A 22,443-nucleotide genomic window follows, 5' to 3' on the forward strand; every position below is an offset into this window, starting at 1 on the left:
GTGAGGACGGGAGTTCCCAGTCCTAAAAGTACTAATTTTGACTGCTCAAGCTGGCAATATTACGAAAATATTAATGAAACGTTTAGGGAGTAAGTGGCTACTATTGCCTTTCAGTCTAGTATATGGGGTAGTTATGGACATACGTAATTGGCTATTTAACAGCCACTTATTGAGATCCTATTGGCCTTCTATTCACACAATATGCGTAGGCAATTTGACCGTTGGCGGCACCGGAAAAACGCCTATGATCGAATTTTTGATTAAACGGTATGCGTTATCAAAGGAAGTAACCCCAGGAGTAACGGCTACGTTAAGTCGGGGCTACGGCAGGCAAACGACTGGGTTTCGGATAGCTACTGATACCGATACAGCCTCGACGATTGGTGACGAACCCCTCCAGCTATACCGAAAATTTGCACCCCTCGTTCGGGTGTGTGTTGGCGAACGAAGAGCCGGGGCTATTCAGGTACTGGTGAGCCATCATCCCGAAACGAAGCAGGTTTTGCTGGACGATGCTTACCAGCACCGGGCTGTTCAGCCACACCTGACTATTTTATTAATGGATTACAATCGGCCCTTTTATGACGATTATCCGTTCCCCGCTGGTCGATTGCGCGAACGGCGAAAGGGTGCGCGTAGGGCCGATGTGATCGTTGTGACGAAGTGTCCAACTGATTTGTTTACGACCGAACAGCAGCGTATTTCGGAAAAGATTCGCCCATACTGTAAGCCTGAAACGCCCATTTTTTTTGCGGGCTTGCAGTACGGTCAACCTGTTTCGTTCGAAAGTCGGCAAGCCGTAACGAACCTGCAAAAAGTCGTGCTGGTGTCGGGCCTGGCAAATGCCGATCTGCTGGAATACTATGTTGATCAAGCCTACACCTTAGTTAAGCATCACCGCTTTGCCGATCACTACGCGTACAGTCGCGATGAACTTGATTCTATCCTGACAGGCTTACCGCCCGCAACCGCTTTGCTTACAACTGAAAAAGACTGGGTAAAACTCGACGGGTTGCTCTCGCCTGGCGAGCGTACTACACTTCCGTTGTATTACCTGCCGGTTGCCATGCAGTTCCTGCCCGGACATGAACAGGGCTTTAACCAGTTTTTAGATCGATCAAGCCTTAAAAATCGTTAACTGAACCAAGTCGACGAGCGAGTGTCCGACGTTTTGACGTACTTTTGACCTAATGAATCGGAGTTTACTTGCCTTACTTTTTAGTACTTGCCTCTCGCTCACAGCCTGGGCACAGCAGTTTCCGGGTAATACCCAAACGCCCAATAGTTTTGGCGGTCGCCAGACAATGCCTACGTCAACAACCGGCAGCAATGGTATCGACGATTCGACGAAGGTTATTTATGGTCCAAAGTCAACCCGATATGTACTGGAGGACGATAATTTGAATAACCGCCGGAAACTTTACACCCTCGATACGACCATGGACGAGGTGCATCGGTTCACCTATGTGCAGCGAAATCAAAATCTGTATCAGGACTTAGGCGAACTGGGTACGCCCATGCGGCCTGTATTTCTGCAAGTTCCCCAACAATTGGGTGCGCAATCGGGCTATTATGTCTTTTTGCCCTATGCCTTTCAACCAATGGACGTGAAGTATTTCGATACCAAGTCGCCTTATACTGATATGTATCTTGCGCTGGGCGGGCATAATCAGAATATACTTCGGTTCGATATGTCGCAAAACATTAATTCCCGCTGGAATGTGGGTTTCGATGTACAGCGATTTACCTCCCAGAAGCAGTTTGGCACGAGTGGTAATAACGACCCATACAAGTTACTGGCGCAGAACTGGGGGTTGTTACTGCATACGAATTACCGCTCTAAAAACGAAAAATACACCCTGCTGGCTCACTTCAATAACATGAACCACAGCCTCGATGAGCAGGGGGGAGTATTGCCGGGGCAAAATGCAGATGGAAGCACCATTGCCATCAATTACACCGGCGATTCGCGTTTACGCAGCGGCAGTACAACCGCTCAGGGACCACACGGTTGGGAAATTCGGAACAACTGGCATGTCTATCACCAGTATGTGCTCGACAAGGGATTTCAACTGTATCATAAATTTGACTATCAGACCCAAAAGAATTTTTATCAGGATGATACCCTGCGGCTGAATCAGACAGATACGCTGCTGGCAGCTGACAATAAAGTCAGGCGATTCTATCCCGCTATTCTGGGCGACACATCCCGCCTGGAGCAGCACGCCCGGTTTCGAGTGCTCGATAATCAGTTTGGGATAAAAGGGGTTGCGCAGTACAAAGGCGCGTCGTTCAACTACCGCGCGTACCTGCGGATACGAAATTATAAACAGTCATCTCTCTACAATACATCACGCACTCAATATAATGAATACAGTACTGCCCGAACCGAAACGTTTGTGGGTGGCTGGCTAGGCTATTATTTCCCGGATAGCTTGTCGCGGCTGACGGCCGAAGCCGAAATTGGGGCCGATGGTAGCCGACGAATTCAGGGGCAGGTCGAAAGTAAGTTTCTAACAGCGGGCGGCTCCTATGTAAATGTCCAGCCTACACTCGTTCAGGAACGTTTTCAAAGCAAGGTATATAACTGGCCGGATGTAACGAACGGACTTAATCCACTGACCAAGAGGGACTATTTGCAGGCCTATGGTAAGCTGACTGTACGATATCATAAACTCCGACTGGAACCGAGCCTGGACTATTACCTGATTAAAAATTTCGTTTATTTCGACACAAAAGGTGTTGTTCAGCAGGAAAATTCACCCATTAGTATTGTTCGGCCGGGACTTGGCTACCACTTTCAAATCGGCAAGTTTCTGATCTCTGGGCAGGGCTATTATACGGCGAAAGAAGGCCCCGACGTTATCCGTATACCATCAATTTTTGTGAACACTCGCATTCAGTACGAGTTTTTATATGCTAAAGTGCTGTACATACAGACCGGGGTCGATTTGCACTATAAGTCGAAGTACTATGCCGATGCGTACATGCCCTTAACCCAGCAGTTTCATCTTCAGAATAGACAACAGGTGGAAGGCTATGTTCTTGCCGACTTATATGCCAATCTTCGTATCAACCGTACCCGTTTATTTGTTAAACTTACGCACATAAATCAGGGCATTTTATCGCCCGGTTACTATGTAGCGCCCGATTTCCTGCAAATGCGCCGTGGCTTCTCATTCGGAGTTGACTGGTATTTATTTGACTGATTCTGGCGTTAACAGGTAGGAGACCGCCATTTTTTGCTTATTCCGTCAATGACGGAACGAATTGTCTCTTTTGCTTTACAAAAGTACCATTGCGTTTCTTTTCATTTAAATAATTAATCTTTACTTTTTGCATGGATCCATTTCAGATTCAAAAAGCTCCGGTTCAATACGACGTTGCCATTGTTGGTTCAGGAGCCGGGGGCGGCATGGCGGCTTATACACTGGCAAAAGCGGGCGCTAAAGTCGTTTTGCTGGAAGCAGGCGGTTATTTTGATCCTGCCGATCCGAAATACATTACGCAACTGAAATGGCCCTGGGAATCGCCACGGCGGGGAGCTGGTACGACACGGGCGTTTGGGGATTTCGATGCCGCCTGGGGTGGCTGGGACATTGAAGGTGAGCCGTATACGAATGTAAAAGGCTCCGATTTTCAGTGGTTCCGGTCCCGTATGTTAGGTGGACGTACCAATCACTGGGGACGTATTTCGTTACGTTTCGCCCCCGACGATTTTCGCCGGAAAAGCATGACGGGTGTTGGTGAAGACTGGCCTATTGGCTATGACGATATCAAACCTTTTTACGACCGAATCGACCGGATGATCGGCGTTTTTGGCTCGGTTGAAAATATGGCATCCGAACCGGATGGTATTTTTCTGCCTGCGCCAAAGCCGCGCTTGCACGAGTTGATGATTCGGAAAGGAGCCCGCAGTATCGGTGTTCCGGTTATTCCGTCTCGCCTGTCGATTCTTACCAAACCTGTGAATAACGAACGCGGGTCCTGTTTTTATTGCAGCCAGTGCGGACGGGGGTGTCAGGCCTATGCCGATTTTTCCTCCTCGTCGGTGCTGGTGAAGCCCGCAATGAAAACGGGCAATGTTACCCTGATTAACGGGGCCATGGTTCGTGAAGTCCTCACCGATCCGGGAACGGGATTAGCCACAGGCGTTAGTTACGTCGATACGTTAACGTTGCAGGAAGTTACCGTGAAAGCGAAGTCAGTCATTCTGGCTGCCAGTGCGGGTGAAACGGCACGTTTGCTGTTAAACTCTAAATCAAGCCGTTTTTCGACGGGGCTTGCCAATTCAAGCAACGTTGTCGGTAAATACATCAATGACTCTACGGGTGCCAGTCGCTCGGCCTTTATTCCGGCCCTGATGGATCGCAAACGGTATAATGAAGATGGTGTTGGCGGTATGCACGTGTTTACCCCCTGGTGGCTCGACAACAAAAAACTGGATTTTCCGCGTGGTTACCATATTGAATACTGGGGTGGCATGGGAATGCCTGCCTACGGATTTGGTTGGGGAATCGAAGCCATGAACGGCATGATAGCCGCTCGTAATGGCATGATGAAGCCGGGTGGTGGATATGGCGCTAGTTTGAAAGACGACTACCGCCGATTCTATGGTGCCTACGTGGGTATGGCTGGTCGGGGCGAACCCGTCCCGCTGGAAAGTAATTATTGCGAAATTGATCCTGGCGTTGTCGACAAATACGGTATTCCAGTGCTGCGATTCAACTACAAATGGTCGGAGAACGAGGTAAAGCAGGCAAAGCACATGCAGGATACCTTCGAGGAAATCATTCACTCGATGGGCGGCATTGCGTTGGGCGACAAACCGAATGCGTCAACTAATTACGGTCTGGCCGCTCCGGGTCAGATTATCCACGAGGTAGGAACCGCCCGTATGGGTAATGATCCAAAAACGTCGGTACTGAATAAATACCAGCAGGCCCACGACGTGAAAAACCTATTTGTTGTCGATGCGGCCCCATTTCCATCGCAGGGTGACAAAAACGTTACCTGGACAATTCTGGCCAGTTCCATGCGCACAAGTGAGTATTTGATCGATCAGGTAAAACAGAAAAATATATAATGTTTTCGGTTTTCGGTATACGGTAGGAGTTTCAGGGCAATGGCGAAGATAGATCGGTCAGTCCCTGAAAAAATCACCTATTCGCGGGTTGAGATATAAAGTGGATGAGCCCGAGATCGACTATCAGGTAGAGAACTTCCCGAACCCGGCACTGTAAACCGAAAACAAAAAACCAAAAACCTTTCGTTTATGAAACGCAGAGATTCCTTAAAAGCCCTTTCGCTCGCGGGTTTTGGCATGGCTGTCAATCCTGTCGAAGCCGCTGTACCCGCACCACCCGATGTTAAACCACTGAAAATACCCGGTGGCCGACAGAAGTTCGAAGCCGAACGGGATGCAAAACTAAACGCTGAAAAATTCTTTACACCCCACGAACTGCAAACGGTTACGGTATTGTCAGATATTATTCTGCCTGCCGATGATCGGTCGGGGAGTGCCTCACAGGCCGGTGTACCGGCGTTTATTGAGTTCATGATGAAAGACCAACCCAAGAACCAGACGCCCATGCGCGGTGGTATTCGGTGGCTGGACAATACCTGTACCAAACGCTACGGTAAGGCATTCATGCTGTGTACAAAAGCGCAGCAGATCGATATGGTTGAGCAAATCGCCTACCCGTCGAAAGCCAAGCCCGACATGACGCAGGGTGCTTCGTTTTTCAGTTTCATGCGTAACATGACGGCTTCGGGATTCTACACCAGTCAAATGGGTGTGAAAGACTTAGGGTACGTTGGTAATGTTCCCAATCAGTGGGATGGCGTTCCAGCTGATGTGCTCAAGCAATACGGGCTTGCTTATGAGGAGCGAGAGCTGAATCAGGATAAATAAGTAAAGTTTTAGTTTAACTATAGTGTAAAAAAATGGCCCTACTGACTCAGATAGGGCCGTTTTTATATGCGCAGTTGCCCTAAACTATTCTGATCGGTTCAAGGGTAATAAGGGTCTACACTAGGTGTCGAGACCGGACAATCAGGTTCAGACGATGTTGTTGACCGCTAAAGTCAGTGACAAATCAATAAATCGCAGACCAGTTCATTGACCACCAATAGATTACTCAACAGGCCCGAACATTTCCCGTTTATTTTTCTGCCATTCTGCCTTTTTTCTCGTACTTTTACATCCCGTAACGACCTAATTAGGTTTCAATCATGGCAGCTACGGGACCAAAATCCGCGAAATATATTTTTGTTACCGGCGGAGTAACTTCATCACTAGGCAAGGGTATCATTGCCTCTTCATTGGCCAAATTACTTCAGGCACGGGGACTTACGGTAACGATCCAAAAATTCGATCCGTATATTAACATTGATCCAGGCACCCTCAATCCGTATGAACATGGCGAATGCTATGTGACCGACGACGGCGCCGAAACAGATCTAGACCTTGGGCACTACGAGCGGTTCCTGAACCGACCCACCTCGCAGGCAAATAACATCACCACCGGGCGCATCTACAACAATGTCATCACCCGTGAACGTCGGGGTGATTTCCTTGGTAAAACCGTTCAGGTAGTTCCCCACATCACCGACGAAATCAAACGTAATATTAAGTTGCTGGGCGAAACCGGCGATTATGATATCGTCATCACCGAAATTGGCGGATGCGTTGGCGACATCGAATCGCTGCCGTTTGTGGAAGCCGTTCGACAATTGAAGTTCGAACTCGGCGAAAAAGACACCCTCGTTATTCACCTCACCCTGGTGCCTTACCTGCAATCGGCGGGGGAGTTGAAAACCAAACCTACGCAGCACTCTGTTCGGATGCTGCTGGAAAATGGCGTTCAGCCCGACATCATTGCCTGCCGCACGGAGCATCCGTTGCCACAGGATATTCGCCGGAAAATTGCCCAGTTCTGTAATGTTCAGGTTAGTTCGGTTATCGAAGCGATTGACGCCGAGACGATCTACGACGTGCCGCTGTTGATGCAAAAGGAACGGCTCGACCAGCGTGCCTTGTACATGCTCGACCTGTATAACGATAAAGATGCCGACCTGGATGCCTGGAAAGCTTTCCTGGGTCGTCTGAAGAATCCGGGCGATACCGTTAAAATTGGCCTGGTGGGTAAATATGTCGAGTTGCACGATGCCTACAAATCCATTGCCGAATCGTTCATTCATGCGGGTGCTGCCAATGAGTGTAAAGTACAACTGGAGTGGATTCAGTCCGAAACGCTGGTTGACGAACATCATTGCGCTGAGGTTCTGAGCGGGCTGGACGGCGTGTTGGTGGCGCCTGGTTTTGGCGAGCGTGGAATTGAAGGGAAAATAAATGCCGTTCGTTTCGTTCGCGAGCGGGGCATTCCGTTCCTGGGAATTTGTCTGGGAATGCAGATGGCCGTTATCGAATATGCCCGGAATGTGATGGGTATTCAGGATGCACACTCGACCGAAATGGAGCCTCATACGGCTAACCCCGTTATCAGTATGATGGAAGCGCAGAAAAGTGTAACCGATAAGGGGGGGACCATGCGCCTTGGGTCGTATACCTGCAAGCTCAAACGTGATTCGATGGCTCACCATATTTATGGTAAAACTACCATAAACGAACGGCACCGGCACCGCTACGAGTTTAATAATGACTATCTGGACGCCTTCGAAAAGGCTGGGTTCAAACCAACGGGTATTAATCCTGATACCGGACTGGTAGAGATTGTTGAATTAAAAGGGCATCCCTGGTATGTGGGTGTTCAGTTTCACCCGGAGCTAAAAAGTACCGTCATGAACCCGCATCCCCTGTTTGTGCAGTTTGTGAAAGCCGCGCTCACCTTTAGCCAAAAGAAACGCGAGGCAGAATCTACATCCGATATGTCTACCGCCCGTGTAGAAACTGCCGAGGTGGTTGATTAAGCGCACGGATTGGCGTAATTTTGCAGAAATAGTTGGTAAGTCGTCGACTTGCCAACTTACTAACTTATAAAATGGATCGTAATCAACTTATTGGCATTGTCCTGATTCTGGCGATGCTGGTCGGCTACCAGCTACTGGTACCAAAACCTGCGCCCGAAAAACCGGTTGCTCAAAAAACACAGACTATTAAACCGACAACTGCATCGGGTGGAGAGACCGATTCAGTTGCTGACAGTAAAGGCAATTCCGCTACGCAACGAATCGATTCTGCCGCCGTTAAAGCACAGTTTGGCGATTTTTCGACCGTAGCCACTGGACAGGCACGGGATATTTTTATTGAAAACAAAGACATCAAACTCACATTCAGTACACAGGGTGGCCGGGTTAAAGAAGTTGTCCTGAAAAATTACAAAACCTACGATCAAAAGCCACTGGTATTAATTGACGAACAGAGCAGCAAAACCGTGCTCGAACTGCCAACCAGCCGGGGTAAGGTCGATTTACACCAACTCTATTACCAAACTACTACGCAAAGTGGCACTGTTGGCGGTCAGCCACAGCAGATTGTATTTCGGGCTGAGGTGGCACCGGGACAAGCAATTGAGCAGGTGTATACCATTCCTGCCGAAGGGTTTGTGCTGGATTATGACCTGAAGCTAAATGGCCTCAATAACACCATCGGCACTGGTGATATACGGTTCTTCTGGGAAGATAAAATGCGGCAGTATGAAAATGACCTGTCGAATAACCGCAGAGCGGCCACCGTCAACTACCTGACTTCCGACGAGAGTTTCGAGAAACTAACCGAAGGGGAAAGCAGCCAGGATGTCACCGTTGAAGAACCCGTACAATGGTTTACTATCAAGCACAAGTATTTCCTGTCGGGTTTTGTTGCTAAAAATAGTCCTCTCCGCAAAGCCAGCTTTAAAACACTGGTTGATACCGCTGACAGCAGCGTTGTAAAAACAGCTGTTGCCGATGTAACGTTGCCGATTGCCGATGTGAAGGCTGGTAAAGGACAGTACAAATTCTTTTATGGCCCCAATGATTTTCAGCTGCTAGGTAAAGTGGCTCCTGAATTTGACCAGAACGTTTACCTGGGCTATTCAATTCTGAAACCGATCAACAAGTACTTCTTTGTGCCGGTCTTCAACTTCATGGGCCAGTTTATTACAAATTACGGCTTGCTTATTATTGCCCTTGTTGTGTTTGTAAAACTGATTCTAACACCGTTAACCTACAAGTCATACATCAGTATGGCTAAAATGCGGGTTCTTCAGCCGGAGCTGAACGAGATGAAGGAGCGCGTTGGGAATGACATGGCCAAGCAGCAGTCGGAGCAAATGAAGCTATATCAAGAGGTGGGCGTAAGTCCGCTGAGTGGTTGTGTGCCTGTACTGGCAACCATGCCGATTCTGTTTGCCTTGTTCATGCTCTTCCCGAACCTGATCGAGTTGCGCCAGAAATCGTTCCTGTGGGCTAGTGACCTGTCGACCTATGACGCCTTTATTACCTTCCCGACTATACCGTTCATTGGTAGTCACCTGAGTCTGTTTACGGTGCTGATGACGATCTCTTCGATCGCCTACGCGTATTATAACAACCAGACAACCCCAACTCAGCCGGGCCCGGTGAACATGAAAGCGATGAGTTATGTATTCCCGCTCATGTTCATGTTTGTGCTGAACTCGTATCCTGCTGGGTTGACGTTCTATTATTTCGTGTCGAACGTGGTGACCATTGCGCAGCAGTTACTGATTCGCCGGTTTGTCGATGAGGATAAGATCAAGGCTGTACTGGACGAAAATCGCCGGAAAAATGCCGCTGGTGAAGGTAAAAAGCCCGGTGGATTTCAGGCCCTTTTACAGAAGCAGCTAGCCTCTGCCGAAGAGGCTCGTAAGCTGGCTGATGAAGCAACGCGTAGAGCCAAGACTAAAAAATAAGGGATGATGCCGGAAGAATAGGCTGGATTGCCTACATCAATGGCTTCATCATAGTATACATGAGACGCACTAATTTTATATGGTTACGGTGTTTCATTCGATTGTCATCAATAGCAAAAGCAACGCAGTAGCGTTGCTTTTGTGCATTAACCCTAATGAACATGAATGGTAGGCTTTATTGGTTAAAACAGATAACAGTTGCTTGTATTGGGTTACTAAGCTGGCCGCTTGCCAATGCGCAGATTGCTCCCGATGTTCAGAAACGCTATACCGCAGCAGTAAAACTGGTGCAGACGGGCGACTATGAGCGTGCTAAAGCTGACCTTAACGTAATTATTCAGAAACGTGGAGTTCTGGCACCTTATGCCAGCTATTATTACGCTCTTGCTGCGTTCCGGCAGCGAAATTATAATCAGTCCCGTTTGATGCTCAGGCAGTTGATGGAGTTTTTTCCAGATTGGCGCAAGATGGATGACGCTAATTACCTGCTTGCGGCCAACTGCATGGAGTTGGGGCAGTATGAGGACGCGTTGACCGCGTTGCAACCGATTCGCACCCCAGCGTTGCGAGCTGATATCACTAAACTTGAGCAGAATTTTCTGCCCCGTATCACGAATCTTGATCAACTAAAACAGTTAAATAAGTCGTTCCCGAACGATCGGGTTGTTGGCTTATTGTTGATCGACTTGATTCAGCGAACCGCCGGAGATAAGGATGATCTCGAATTATCAGATCGGCTTACAAACCGCTTTGGGGTACCGGGTATAGCGACAGCCTCTACACCACCGGCGGCAACAACTTCGCAAGCGTCGGCTAGCCGGACAGGTACATCAGGTACACAGCCCACTCGAACAGTACGGCCGAAAGGGTATTATAATGTTGCCGTTATGTTTCCGTTTCGGGTAGAGGATTTTAGCTCCGACAAACGACTGCGGTCTAATCAATATATCTACGACTTGTACAATGGCATAAAAATAGCCAGAGCCAGGTTACAGGAAGAAGGCATTACCGTAAATCTGTTTGCTTATGATGTAGATAATGATGCCAATAAAACCCTCGAACTGGTCAATAGTCCTGCTTTTGCTCAGACCGATTTAATTATTGGTCCATTGTATGTAGAACCGAACCGGATTGCCTCGGCTTATGCCAACAAAAACAACATCCTGTTGCTAAACCCCATTGCCACCAGCAGCGAACTGGTTGCTAATCAGCCGATGTCGTTTCTGGCGCAGCCGTCCATGAATCAGCAGGCTATAAAGGTGGCTGAACAAGCCAGAAATTTTACCGGACTGCGTCGGGCAGCTATTTATTTTGGCCCCATGCGTAAAGATTCTCTATTGGCCGTTTCCTATCAGGCTGAACTTAAGCGGCAAAATTATCAGGTAATTGATTTTCGGAAAGTGAGCGGTACCGCGCAGGCAATGGCCGATGCTATGCAGTTTACGGGTACAACCACTGCAACGCGCCCAGTTAGTATAACGGCACAACAAGCGGGCAGTACGATTGGTCATGTTTTTTTTGCCAGTAGCAACGCCGACGATGGTGTTCGGATGCTTGATGCACTAAGTCGCCGAAAAGTAACAGGACCTTTGATTGCGACTGCCTCGGCTTTTGACTTTTATAAGAATCCTATATCAACGTTTACCCGCCGGGATTTGTATTTACTATACCCGGACTTTATCGATTCATCCAGGGAGCCGGTCAATACGTTTCAGGAAGAGTATATAGCCAAACGCAATACCATTCCTTCCGTATTTGCCAGTGAAGGCTACGATATGATGCTCTTTTTTGGGCGTCAACTGGCCAAGAACGGTCTAATGCCCCGTAACCGGATGAATCTCCATTCCGACACGGATGATTACCTGTTATCTGGTTTCGATTATACACAAAGCAACGACAACCAAATCGTTCCAATCGTAAAATACGAAGATGGGCGGTTTGTGAAAGTAAATTAATGAGTGAAAGAGCGAAAGAGCGCAAGAGTGAATTATACACAACCTATTCACTCTTTCGCTCTTTCACTCTTTCGCTCTTTCACTTCTATGACAACGAGCGAACAACTGTTTGAAAAAGCCAAAACGCTGATACCCGGTGGCGTTAACTCTCCCGTGCGGGCATTTCGGTCTGTGGGTGGGACACCTGTATTTATCAAGTCGGCAAAAGGTGCCTATCTTTTTGATGAGGATGGACGGCAATACATTGAACTCATTAATTCCTGGGGACCAATGATTCTGGGCCACGCATTTGAACCCGTCGAAAAAGCAGTTCGTGATGCCATCCAGCATTCGTTCTCTTTCGGCGCTCCGACGCGGAAGGAAGTCGAAATGGCCGAATTGATTACGACGATGGTGCCTTCTGTCGAGAAAGTACGTATGGTTAATTCGGGTACGGAAGCCACTATGGCGGCTATCCGCGTGGCACGTGGGTTTACCGGCCGGGACAAGATCATCAAATTTGAAGGGTGCTATCACGGGCACGCCGATTCATTCCTGATTGCCGCCGGTAGTGGTGCCATGACGATGGGTATTCCCGATAGTCCAGGTGTTACCAAAGCAACGGCCGCCGATACCCTGACGGCACCTTATAATGACCTTTCTGCCGTTGAGAAGTTACTGGCTAATAATCACAATCAGGTAGCGGCTATCATTCTGGAGCCGGTCGTTGGCAACATGGGCTGTGTTTTGCCTGAACCCGGTTTTCTGGAAGGCCTTCGCACGCTGTGCGATCAACACGGCGTTGTCTTTATTTTCGATGAGGTAATGACAGGTTTCCGGCTTGCCAAAGGCGGGGCACAGGAACGGTTTGGTATTACGCCCGACTTAACCACGATGGGGAAAATCATTGGGGGCGGTATGCCCGTGGGTGCCTACGGTGGTCGTGCCGATATTATGAACATGGTAGCACCGGCGGGTCCAGTCTATCAGGCGGGCACATTATCGGGAAACCCGATTGCCATGTCGGCGGGATTGGCCATGCTGCATCAACTGAATGACCATCCTGAAATTTATACCCGGCTGGAAGAAATTGGGCAGAAACTGACCGATGGCTTCCGGGCTGGATTAGTGAAAGCCGGGTTGAACTACACGATAAATCATATCGGCTCCATGTTCACTCTGTTCATGACCGAGCGATCGGTGTCCAACTTTACCGATGCCAAATCGTGTGACCTTCCAATGTTTGGCCGGTATTTCCACGCCATGCTGAAACGGGGCGTGTACCTTGCTCCCTCACAATTCGAAAGCTTGTTTCTATCCGTTGCGCTCACGGATGATCTGGTCGATCAGGTTATCCAGGCGAATGAAGAAAGTTTACTGGAAATGATGGAACGCTGATTTAGCGGATTAACACTGATTTTATGGATATTCCCCTTCGTACCTCTACTGATCTTGTAATTAGTTGCTTCTGCAAAGTATATAATACCGTAGGGTACGGTTTTCTAGAACGTGTTTATGAACGTGCTTTGTTATCAGCGTTCCAATAAATTATGTTGCGCTACTCTATTATCATCCCCGTTTTTAACCGCCCCGACGAACTGCGCGAACTGCTGGTTAGTCTGACCAGACAGACGTACCAAAATTTTGAGGTGCTGGTCATTGAAGATGGCTCGACCAATAAATCGGATGAGGTAGCGACAGAGTTTTTAACCCAGCTCGACATCCGGTATTTCTTCAAAGAAAATTCGGGTCAGGGGTTTACCCGTAATTACGGTTTCGACCGGGCAACGGGCGATTATTTCGTGATCTTTGATTCCGATGCGCTTATCCCCCCGCATTATTTTTCCGTCGTAAACCAGCGGCTTACCCCTGAGCCTGGCTCTACGCGCCCGGCATTCGATGCCTATGGTGGGCCAGATGCAGCTCATCCTGATTTCACCGATATTCAGAAAGCCATCAGTTACTCTATGACGTCGCCTTTTACAACTGGCGGCATTCGGGGAAGCAAGAAAAACCTCGGGGGGACGTACCATCCAAGAAGTTTCAATATGGGTCTATCCCGAACGGTGTGGGAAACCATTGGCGGGTATAAACTTAGTCGGATGGGGGAGGATATTGAGTTTGCTATTCGGATTATTGATAATGGATTCAAAACCGGCCTTATACCGGAGGCTTTTATTTACCACAAACGCCGGACAAATTTTGGGCAGTTTTTTCGGCAGCTTCGTTTTTTCGGTCGTGCCCGGATCAACATTTCACGGTATTTTCCGTCCGAACTCAAGCTTGTTCATGCTTTTCCGGCCTTGTTTACGTTGTTCGTTTTTTCGGTGCCTGTCTGGGTGGTCATTAGCTCGGTTTTATTCTGTCTGGCTGTAAGTGTGTTGGCACTTTTTTCGCTGCTTATTTTGGTTGATGCCGCCCGCAAGGAAAAAAGCCTTAAAGTTGGTATATTGAGTGTCGTGGCTGCATTCGTGCAACTAACGGGCTATGGTATCGGCTTTCTTACCGAAGGCTGGAAACGACTGAGAGAACCGAACGGGTTTCGCGAAACAGGAGCCAGTATTGAGTATCCATCCTGAAGGAAATTTATGTTACAAAAACCTCAGGTAGTAGCAAAGAAATGATAGCCTGACACGTTGTTTACCTAAACCCACCTACGAATAGCGTATGCCAAAACCTGTTAAACCACCCGGCCAGCGATTAGTGAAACGCATGAGTACCCGAACCAAGGGCCTGATTGTGGCTCCTTTGGGATTACTCCTGTTAAGTGTAGGCTTGTGTGTGCTTAGTGAAGCGGCAGAGTCAAAGCACGGCGGTGCTCCGTTTCGGCAATGGTTTTTGTGGGGAAGCTACAGCCTTATTTTGATCAATGGCGGCCTGCTGCTTTTTGGACAGGCCGTGCGGTATCGGGCACAGCTGGACTATCGCCGGTTTGTGCGTCGTGAACTCAAGAAGCGGGATCGTGAATGGGCTCGCCTGCGCCCAAAACGAAAAGCCTCACCGAGTAAGGGCGAGGCTAAATAATCGTCAGTCTTTGTGTATGCTTAGGCTGCCTTCTTTTCTGCAAACGAAGCTTTGATGGCTTCAACGTCTACATTCTTGATGGTTGGCTTACGCAGCAATTGTTTGATTGCATTCACTTTATTGTTAGCAATAGCGCGGTTCCGGCGAGCCTTACGCTTTAGTTCTGTTACTCCCATGATTGTATCTTTTTAACGTGTCAGTTCAAAATCAGAGCGCAAAAGTAAGGTTTTTCCTTGATTTTTGAAAGCACCACCGACTAAAGTCCGTATTTTTGCACCCTAAAAAGCAGCTTGCAGTTAATATAGTTGCAAAAACGGGCTAAAGTCCGGATTTTATTCCAATGCAAAAACCAACTTTGCCAAAAGGCACGCGTGACTTTGGCCCGGAGCAAATGAGCAAACGGCTGTTTATTTTCGACACCATTCGGGAAACCTTCAAACGCTTTGGCTTCCAGCCACTCGAAACGCCATCTATGGAAAACCTGTCGACCCTGACGGGAAAGTATGGCGACGAAGGCGATCAACTCCTGTTTAAAATTCTGAACTCCGGCGATTTCTCGGCCAACATAACCGAACTCGATCTGGCATCGGGATCTAAAAAATTAACGCCTAAAATTTCGGAGAAAGGTCTGCGGTATGACCTGACGGTACCGTTTGCCCGCTATGTGGTCATAAACCGAAACGCGCTGACGCTGCCCTTTAAACGCTACCAGATGCAGCCCGTCTGGCGGGCCGATCGCCCGCAACGGGGACGTTATCGGGAGTTCTACCAGTGCGATGCCGATGTTGTGGGAACCGATTCACTGTTGTGCGAAGCAGAAATTGTGCTGATGATCCACGAGGTGTTTCGCAATCTGAACATTCAGGATTTTACGCTGAAAATTAATAACCGCAAAATTCTGGCGGGTATTGCCGAGGTCATTGGCGTGCCGGGGCAGGAGGGAACACTTTCAGTCGCCATTGATAAACTGGATAAGATTGGCCAGGAAAAAGTACTGGATGAACTTCGGGGACGTGGATTCACTGAAGATACGCTTAGTAAACTTGATCCTCTGTTTTCGTTTGGCACACTTGATCTCACCACGACACTCAACCAGTTAAAAACATGGCTCTCGGTTTCTGATTTGGCGAGTAAAGGGATTGCTGAACTCGAAGAAACCCTTTTGTTCGTTCGTCAATACGGGCTGGCAAATGCACGTGTTGAGTTTGATCCGACCCTAGCGCGGGGATTGTCGTACTACACGGGTGCTATTTTTGAAGTGAAAGCCAACGGTGTTTCGATTGGCAGTGTGAGCGGGGGAGGGCGTTACGATAATTTGACCGGAGCCTTTGGCATGCCGGGCTTATCGGGGGTGGGTATCTCGTTTGGGGTAGATCGTATCTATGATGTGATGGACGAGCTGAACCTGTTTCCTGCCAGTGCGGGCCAGGGAACGCAGGTGCTCATTGTCCCATTCGATTCCGAAGCCCGTTCGGTGGCGTTGCCCTTGTTGAGTAAACTTCGGGTTGCCAATATTGCTGCCGAAATGTATCCCGACCTGACGAAAGTGAAGAAAATGCTCGATTACGCCAATGCACGGGCTATTCCGTTTGTCGTACTAATCGGTTCCGAAGAAGTGCAAACTGGCGTGTTGACGCTGAAAAATATGCTTACCGGCGAACAGCATAAGTTAACCGCTGGGGAATTAGTCACTCGTTTGGAATAGGGTTGGCTTGGTTTATGATGCTTTGGCAACGGCCACCCGGCTTCGTCAGCATGACAAAAACAACTTAATCGAAGCTAAATTCCTGTACGAAAAGGCTCAGCGCGTCAAAACCGTCGGGCCTTTTTAATTGGTTGATCGTTGCAAACCTGGTGATGGTTAACGCATCCTGAAAATGGGTTTTCAGGTATTGGCCGGTCAATAGTTGAACAGGTAACGGAAAGTGTTTCAATAGTTCCACCGGGGCATGCAGGGGCTTGATTCGCTCAGTTTGTTTACGCGAATTTGGCGGATAAAGGAGCGTAATCATTCGCAGAGGAATAGGCGTTTGTGGGAAATCAGTTACTGATTGATTAACTAAAAATTTAGTTGATCCTTCAAACGACGGTTCCAGTTTTGATTCATCGACGTTAAGGCCGTCTACCGTATTTTTCCAGATCTTGTATTGACCAAAAGCGGGAATCACGTAGGGTCTACCGTCAATGAGCTGGACAGCGACTAAGTCATCCGTCAATACCGTATGGCCTGCTTTCCCGAAGGCGGCCGCCGTTGTCGATTTACCTGCACCCGGTATTCCCAGAAACACAGCCGCATCATCGCCGAATTTAACCGCACTTCCATGCAACAGCAAAAGACCGCGCTGATAGAGAACAAGACCAATTACTTCACTCAGCAGAAACAGTCTTATTGTCCCTTCATCGGCACCATTATTTTGGTAGACGATTGTTTTGCCGTCCGAGACCCTGAAGATCCCGACCCCGTCCCAATTCAATACAATGTCTGACGCTGTAATGCCTAGCTTAGCCCGAATCCCCCGGCGCTGAATCCTGGTAGGACGGTTTGCTTTCTGTTGAATACTACCCTCGCTTATACAAACATCTGTTTCGGCTGTTGAATGGGGCAAAACACCGGTAAAATCAATGTCTGTTTCAAGAGTCAACCCAAAGGCAAGGTATTTTCGCATAGATGGAGATAAGCAAGTCTACTCCCCAAAAGTAGGCATTATATGATCCGTCCGCGTTATTGATTACTCCGTTCCTTTGGGTTGGCCAGTTTGTTTTTTCGGTAAACCAGTCTGGCTTTTTGTCTTTGTACTGGTCGATGACGTCGGCTTGGCAGGTGTTGAATTACCCGAACCATCGGGAGACGCCGATCTGTTTTTTACATTGGTTGGCGGAACGTACATGTAATCGCGGGAGGCCCCTTCGTCGGCAATCGTCATGCTTGCGGGGCTACCGGCAGCTGCGCGTTTCCCTTCGGTCAGGTAACCTGTACCCGTCGAGGCAGTTGACCCGCCACTACGCCCACCCGTTGTCGATTGCGCCTGAACAGATAATGTGCAACCGATTAACAGGGAAAATGAGGCTATTGCAAAAGTCGTTTTCATGAGTGGGGTTTGTTTATGGATAAAGGCCAGACTGCCATTGCCATCAGGAACTTGTCGTATCGACAATATCTCGACAGCAATGGCAGTCTCCCTTGTCTCTTACTTCATTTTCTTATCAATCGCATTGATGGCATCCATGTGCTTTTGCAGCGTTGGGAGCGTCTTTGTAGCAAAATCTTTAACCGCCGGGTTTGTCTTATCGTCTTCGGCTGCCTTTTTGAATTCGTCGATATCGTCCTTGTGATCATCGACCATCATGCTAACATACTTTTTATCGAACTCTGCTCCCGACAGTTTTGCCATGTCGTTCACGTGCTTTTGTTCGTCCTCACCCAGTGTGCTCGGCAGGGTGATATTTTGCGTAGCCGCGATAGTTTTTAACTCTTCGTTCGCTTTCGAGTGATCGCTTACCATCATAGCGCCGAACTCCTTCACATCTTTACTTACCCCTTTTTCCTGAGCCATGCGACCTAGCTCCACTTCCAGCATACCACCGTTTGCCGCTTTCACCGCAAACTCGTTGGTGTCTTCGGTCTGGCCGGTGCCGGCATCTTCTTTAGCGTCGTTGGATTTCTCCGCATTTTCAACGCTGTCATCACCTTCTTTTTTCTTTTCACTGCAAGCCTGAAAACTCAGGGTGCTGATAACCAGTAACAGAAGCAAACTTACTTTTTTCATAACGTTATTAATTACAGTTTGATGAACTTCTACTAGAAACGATTTTAAGCAAGATAGGTTTTAGGGAACCGAGGGAGCGGGAAATTATTAGACAAAATTCTTAGTTATCCAGACAAAAGTCTTAAGTTTGTTTTATGATTGTTCCAGACCGTATAGCACTCGTTTTTTTGGCCCTAAAAGGTGTTCCGGCTACGCGCTTCTTTGAAATTGCGGATCTGACGGGCTATAAACGTGAACATCTGGCGGAGGTGTTTGACACATCGCTCAAAACCTTTCAGCGATACGAGCGCGAGAAAAAAAGCCTGAATCCGCAGGACAGTGAGAAAGTGCTCAAAATTATGGCCCTGTTCCAAACCGGTGAATCGGTATTTGGAACGGCCGATTCGTTTCGGCGGTGGATGGATAAACCCGCCTATGGCCTGGGAAACCAGGTTCCCTTCGAACTCCTGCATACGTCGGGTGGGATAGATTTAGTGATGGATGAGCTTACCCGCATCGAATACGGCGATCTGGCCTAGTACTTAATCGCCAGTCTCTCATTGCTGAGCTGGTTTACCCAATGATTGTTTATCGAATTACCAAGGCGGTGTATGCTGATCGCTTAGTGGCTTCTGGTGGGGCGGCTCGCTGGAACAGCCGGGGGCAGTTTGTTATCTATACCGCTGCTACCCGCGCACTGGCGTGTCTGGAGAATGTTGTTCACCGGGGGGGTGAAGGGTTACTGGATACGTTTCGGGTCATGGTGATCGAGGTGCCGGATGCGCTGCTTGTTGAAACGATAGCGGCCGACGTGCTGCCCGTCAACTGGTTTGATTATCAGCAATACAACACCTGTCAACAGGTAGGAGGGGAGTGGCTGAACCGTAGCCGCTCGGCGGTATTACAGGTACCATCCGCCATAATTCCAAATGAATGGAATTACCTGCTTAATCCTGCCCATCCCGATTTTTCGATGGTGCGGTTAGTGCGGACAGAACCCTTTGCGTTTGATCCGCGCATTAAATCCTAGCGACTAAATTAACTTGATTAACGGGACTGAAACCGGATAAAGGCAGACTATATTTTAGTTGAAATAGAATTGTATTTGATTTAGATGATGATACTGGCCTGTGTTATCATTTTTAGCCTTTTTAAGGGGTTTTTCTATCGCCCATTTAAGCCCTTTGCGCGCGATTTTAAGGGATTATTTCTGGTTTCTCCTGAAAATTTTGTATATTTGTGTATAGAGCGGTTTACGCGCAGTGTGTAAGCCGGAATAGTAATTTTCTGCGAAACTCATTTGTCACATGGCGGACGAAACTCCCGACCTCGAATCTCCCAGTAATATCATTCCCATCAACATTGAAGACGAAATGCGTGGTGCCTACATTGATTACTCAATGTCGGTTATCATCTCTCGTGCGTTGCCCGATGTTCGTGACGGCCTGAAACCCGTTCACCGTCGGGTATTGTTTGGAATGGCAGAATTAGGGGTTAATTACAATAAGCCCCACAAGAAATCGGCCCGTATTGTTGGTGAAGTGCTTGGTAAATATCACCCACACGGCGATTCATCGGTATATGATACAATGGTTCGGATGGCCCAGGACTGGTCATTGCGCTACCCGCTCGTTGATGGTCAGGGAAACTTTGGTTCCATCGACGGTGACTCACCGGCAGCCATGCGGTATACCGAAGCCCGGTTAAAGCGGATTGCCGATGAGATACTCACCGACATTTATAAAGAAACGGTTGACTTCCAGGGTAATTTCGATGATTCCCTTCAGGAGCCTACTGTTATGCCGGCCAAGTTGCCGAATTTATTATTGAATGGTTCGTCAGGTATTGCCGTAGGGATGGCCACAAACATGGCTCCCCACAACCTTACCGAAGTGGTGAATGGTATTCTGGCCTATCTGGATAACTACGACATCACGATTGAGGAACTGATGCAGCACGTGAAGGCACCAGATTTTCCTACGGGTGCTACTATCTACGGCATGGAGGGTGTTAAGTCAGCCTTTATGACCGGTCGTGGCCGAGTGGTAATGCGGGCACACGCTACCATTGAAGAGAATCGGGGCAAAACACAGATCATCGTAACGGATGTTCCGTACATGGTCAACAAAGCCGTGATGCTCGAAAAAACGGCTGATCTTATCAACGATAAGAAAATCGAAGGTATCATGGCCTTCCGGGATGAATCTGACCGGGATGGCCTTCGGGTAGTTTATGATCTTCGGAAAGATGCCATTCCTAACGTGGTCCTGAATAACCTGTATAAGCATACAGCTCTGCAATCGTCTTTCAGTATCAACAACGTCGCCCTGGTAAAAGGACGCCCGATGATGTTGAATCTGAAAGATATGATGAAGTATTACGTCGAGCACCGATTCGAGGTAATTACCCGTCGTACGCAGTATGAACTGCGCGAAGCTGAAAAGCGGGCCCATATTCTGGAAGGTCTGTTGATTGCGCTGGATAATATCGATGCGGTCATTGAGTTGATTCGGTCATCGCGCGATCCGGAAGTAGCCCGTACGGGTCTTATGGAGCGCTTCAGCCTCAGCGATATTCAGGCCAAAGCCATTCTGGAAATGCGTTTGCAGCGGCTGACAGGTCTGGAGCGGGATAAGCTGCAGGCTGAGTTTGACGAGTTGATGAAAGAAATCACTGACCTGAAAGAAATCCTTGCCAGCGAAGAACGCAAACGGGATGTTATCCGGGAAGAACTGACCGACATCCGCGCCCGTTACGGCGACGAACGCCGAACGGAAATCAACCCATTGGGCGACGGTAATATCAGCGATCTGTCGCTTATTGCCGATGAGGACATGGTCATCACCATCTCGCATGAAGGCTATATTAAACGAACGCCAACAACTGAGTACCGGTCGCAGGGGCGGGGAGGAGTAGGAGCAAAGGCCGTTGCAACAAAGGAAGAGGACTTCACCGAGCACCTGTTCACGGCAACCATGCACAATACCCTGCTGGCGTTTACCCAGAAAGGTCGTTTGTACTGGCTGCCGGTTTATGAACTACCCGAAGGTTCACGTGTATCGAAAGGTCGGCCACTGGCTAATTTTATCAATATCGAGTCTGACGACAAAGTTCGTGCGGTCATTAACGTGACCGACCTGAAGAACGAGGATTACATCAACAATAATTACATTGTGATGTGCACCCGGAAAGGCACCATTAAGAAAACAATGCTGGAAGCCTATTCCCGTCCGCGTCAAAACGGCATCATTGCGATTACCATTGATGAGGACGATCAACTGCTGGGCGTTTGTATGACCAATGGCGACAATGATATTGTCATTGCGTCGAGTGCCGGTAAGGCTGTTCGTTTCCACGAAAGTCGGGTAAGGCCAATGGGTCGTACAGCGGCTGGCGTACGGGGTATTTCGCTGGATGACGATGATGCATCGGATCATGTAATTGGTATGGTGTGTATCTCTTCAGCTCAGGCTCAGTTACTGGTTGTCTCGAAAAATGGCTATGGAAAGCGCTCGGACATTGATGGCTACCGGATTACGAACCGGGGTGCCAAGGGTGTTGGTACGCTGAAAGTGACCGATAAAGTTGGTCGGTTGGTTGCCGTACTCGACGTAGCGGATAATGACGACCTGATGATCATCAATAAATCGGGTATTGCCATTCGGACCCCGGTAGAGGCCATCAGCGTTATTGGGCGGAACACACAGGGTGTACGCCTGATCAAGTTAAATGATGGGGACGAAATCTCGTCGGTAACGAAAATCAAACGGGAGGAAGGAGAGGAGCTACTTATTGCCGAACCAGACGCTACAGTTGTAGAATAGTAATTTTATAAGTTAGTTGAGCCGTCAATGCTGAAAACAA

Annotated in this window: 19 protein-coding genes; 15 read left to right on the forward strand and 4 right to left on the reverse strand. The window is 48.4% G+C overall.

The genetic code is table 11. The features are described from left to right. Positions 1 to 73 precede the first annotated feature (73 nt). The 11 genes from lpxK (at position 74) to CWM47_RS14545 (ending at position 14,833) form a co-directional block, all read left to right on the forward strand. Positions 74 to 1,138 (forward strand): tetraacyldisaccharide 4'-kinase, encoded by a 1,065-nt coding sequence (lpxK, locus tag CWM47_RS14495; protein WP_100988687.1) that lies wholly within the window; start codon positions 74 to 76, stop codon positions 1,136 to 1,138. A gap of 52 nt (positions 1,139 to 1,190) precedes the next feature. Further along, a complete protein-coding gene (locus CWM47_RS14500) occupies positions 1,191 to 3,209 on the forward strand; it encodes a putative porin (protein ID WP_100988689.1) in 2,019 nt (672 codons plus the stop codon). Between the two features lie 131 nt (positions 3,210 to 3,340). Next, positions 3,341 to 5,086 (forward strand): GMC family oxidoreductase, encoded by a 1,746-nt coding sequence (locus tag CWM47_RS14505; protein WP_100988691.1) that lies wholly within the window; start codon positions 3,341 to 3,343, stop codon positions 5,084 to 5,086. Between the two features lie 189 nt (positions 5,087 to 5,275). Next, entirely contained in the window at positions 5,276 to 5,914 is a 639-nt protein-coding gene (locus tag CWM47_RS14510) for a gluconate 2-dehydrogenase subunit 3 family protein (protein ID WP_100988693.1), read from the forward strand. Positions 5,915 to 6,234: 320 nt separating this feature from the next. Continuing rightward, the gene (locus CWM47_RS14515) at positions 6,235 to 7,932 is read left to right on the forward strand and encodes a CTP synthase (protein WP_100988695.1); all 1,698 of its coding nucleotides are present in this window, start codon (positions 6,235 to 6,237) and stop codon (positions 7,930 to 7,932) included. Between the two features lie 71 nt (positions 7,933 to 8,003). Further along, positions 8,004 to 9,875, forward strand: a complete 1,872-nt coding sequence (yidC, locus tag CWM47_RS14520; protein WP_100988697.1) for a membrane protein insertase YidC — start codon at positions 8,004 to 8,006, stop codon at positions 9,873 to 9,875. A 161-nt stretch (positions 9,876 to 10,036) separates the two neighbouring features. Continuing rightward, the gene (locus CWM47_RS14525) at positions 10,037 to 11,830 is read left to right on the forward strand and encodes an ABC transporter substrate-binding protein (protein WP_100988698.1); all 1,794 of its coding nucleotides are present in this window, start codon (positions 10,037 to 10,039) and stop codon (positions 11,828 to 11,830) included. 87 nt (positions 11,831 to 11,917) lie between these two features. Further along, positions 11,918 to 13,207 carry a glutamate-1-semialdehyde 2,1-aminomutase gene (gene hemL / locus CWM47_RS14530; protein ID WP_100988700.1) on the forward strand — a complete coding sequence of 430 codons (1,290 nt, stop codon included), beginning with the start codon at positions 11,918 to 11,920 and terminating at the stop codon, positions 13,205 to 13,207. Positions 13,208 to 13,230: 23 nt separating this feature from the next. Further along, a complete protein-coding gene (locus tag CWM47_RS14535; protein ID WP_100988702.1) occupies positions 13,231 to 13,356 on the forward strand; it encodes a GxxExxY protein in 126 nt (41 codons plus the stop codon). Positions 13,357 to 13,362: 6 nt separating this feature from the next. Continuing rightward, positions 13,363 to 14,388 (forward strand): glycosyltransferase, encoded by a 1,026-nt coding sequence (locus tag CWM47_RS14540; protein WP_100993880.1) that lies wholly within the window; start codon positions 13,363 to 13,365, stop codon positions 14,386 to 14,388. Between the two features lie 88 nt (positions 14,389 to 14,476). Then, on the forward strand, positions 14,477 to 14,833 hold the full coding sequence (locus tag CWM47_RS14545) for a hypothetical protein (RefSeq protein ID WP_100988704.1): 357 nt from the start codon (positions 14,477 to 14,479) through the stop codon (positions 14,831 to 14,833). Between the two features lie 20 nt (positions 14,834 to 14,853). On the opposite strand, the gene CWM47_RS38770 is transcribed toward CWM47_RS14545, so the two are convergent. Beyond that, positions 14,854 to 15,009, reverse strand: coding sequence for a hypothetical protein (locus tag CWM47_RS38770; protein WP_170069428.1), 156 nt, complete (start codon positions 15,007 to 15,009; stop codon positions 14,854 to 14,856). A 164-nt stretch (positions 15,010 to 15,173) separates the two neighbouring features. Between CWM47_RS38770 and hisS the strand changes: the two genes are divergently transcribed. Then, positions 15,174 to 16,538: a histidine--tRNA ligase gene (hisS, locus tag CWM47_RS14550; RefSeq protein ID WP_100988706.1), complete on the forward strand. Its 1,365-nt coding sequence runs from the start codon at positions 15,174 to 15,176 to the stop codon at positions 16,536 to 16,538. 64 nt (positions 16,539 to 16,602) lie between these two features. On the opposite strand, the gene CWM47_RS14555 is transcribed toward hisS, so the two are convergent. The 3 genes from CWM47_RS14555 to CWM47_RS14565 all read right to left on the reverse strand — a co-directional run bounded on the left by CWM47_RS14555 (position 16,603) and on the right by CWM47_RS14565 (position 18,600). After that, the gene (locus CWM47_RS14555) at positions 16,603 to 17,499 is read right to left on the reverse strand and encodes a phosphoenolpyruvate carboxykinase (ATP) (protein WP_100988708.1); all 897 of its coding nucleotides are present in this window, start codon (positions 17,497 to 17,499) and stop codon (positions 16,603 to 16,605) included. Positions 17,500 to 17,562: 63 nt separating this feature from the next. Next, entirely contained in the window at positions 17,563 to 17,922 is a 360-nt protein-coding gene (locus CWM47_RS14560) for a hypothetical protein (protein ID WP_240625909.1), read from the reverse strand. 99 nt (positions 17,923 to 18,021) lie between these two features. Next, entirely contained in the window at positions 18,022 to 18,600 is a 579-nt protein-coding gene (locus tag CWM47_RS14565; RefSeq protein WP_100988710.1) for a DUF4142 domain-containing protein, read from the reverse strand. Positions 18,601 to 18,734: 134 nt separating this feature from the next. Here CWM47_RS14565 and parS point away from each other — a divergent pair, with 134 nt between their 5' ends. The 3 genes from parS to gyrA all read left to right on the forward strand — a co-directional run bounded on the left by parS (position 18,735) and on the right by gyrA (position 22,403). Continuing rightward, on the forward strand, positions 18,735 to 19,118 hold the full coding sequence (gene parS, locus CWM47_RS14570) for a type II RES/Xre toxin-antitoxin system antitoxin (RefSeq protein ID WP_100988712.1): 384 nt from the start codon (positions 18,735 to 18,737) through the stop codon (positions 19,116 to 19,118). 41 nt (positions 19,119 to 19,159) lie between these two features. Next, positions 19,160 to 19,609: an RES family NAD+ phosphorylase gene (locus tag CWM47_RS14575; RefSeq protein ID WP_100988714.1), complete on the forward strand. Its 450-nt coding sequence runs from the start codon at positions 19,160 to 19,162 to the stop codon at positions 19,607 to 19,609. Between the two features lie 277 nt (positions 19,610 to 19,886). Next, positions 19,887 to 22,403 carry a DNA gyrase subunit A gene (gyrA, locus tag CWM47_RS14580; protein WP_100988716.1) on the forward strand — a complete coding sequence of 839 codons (2,517 nt, stop codon included), beginning with the start codon at positions 19,887 to 19,889 and terminating at the stop codon, positions 22,401 to 22,403. Positions 22,404 to 22,443 lie beyond the last annotated feature (40 nt).

Origin of the sequence: Spirosoma pollinicola, assembly GCF_002831565.1 — a bacterium.
GTDB classification, from domain to species: Bacteria; Bacteroidota; Bacteroidia; order Cytophagales; family Spirosomataceae; genus Spirosoma; species Spirosoma pollinicola.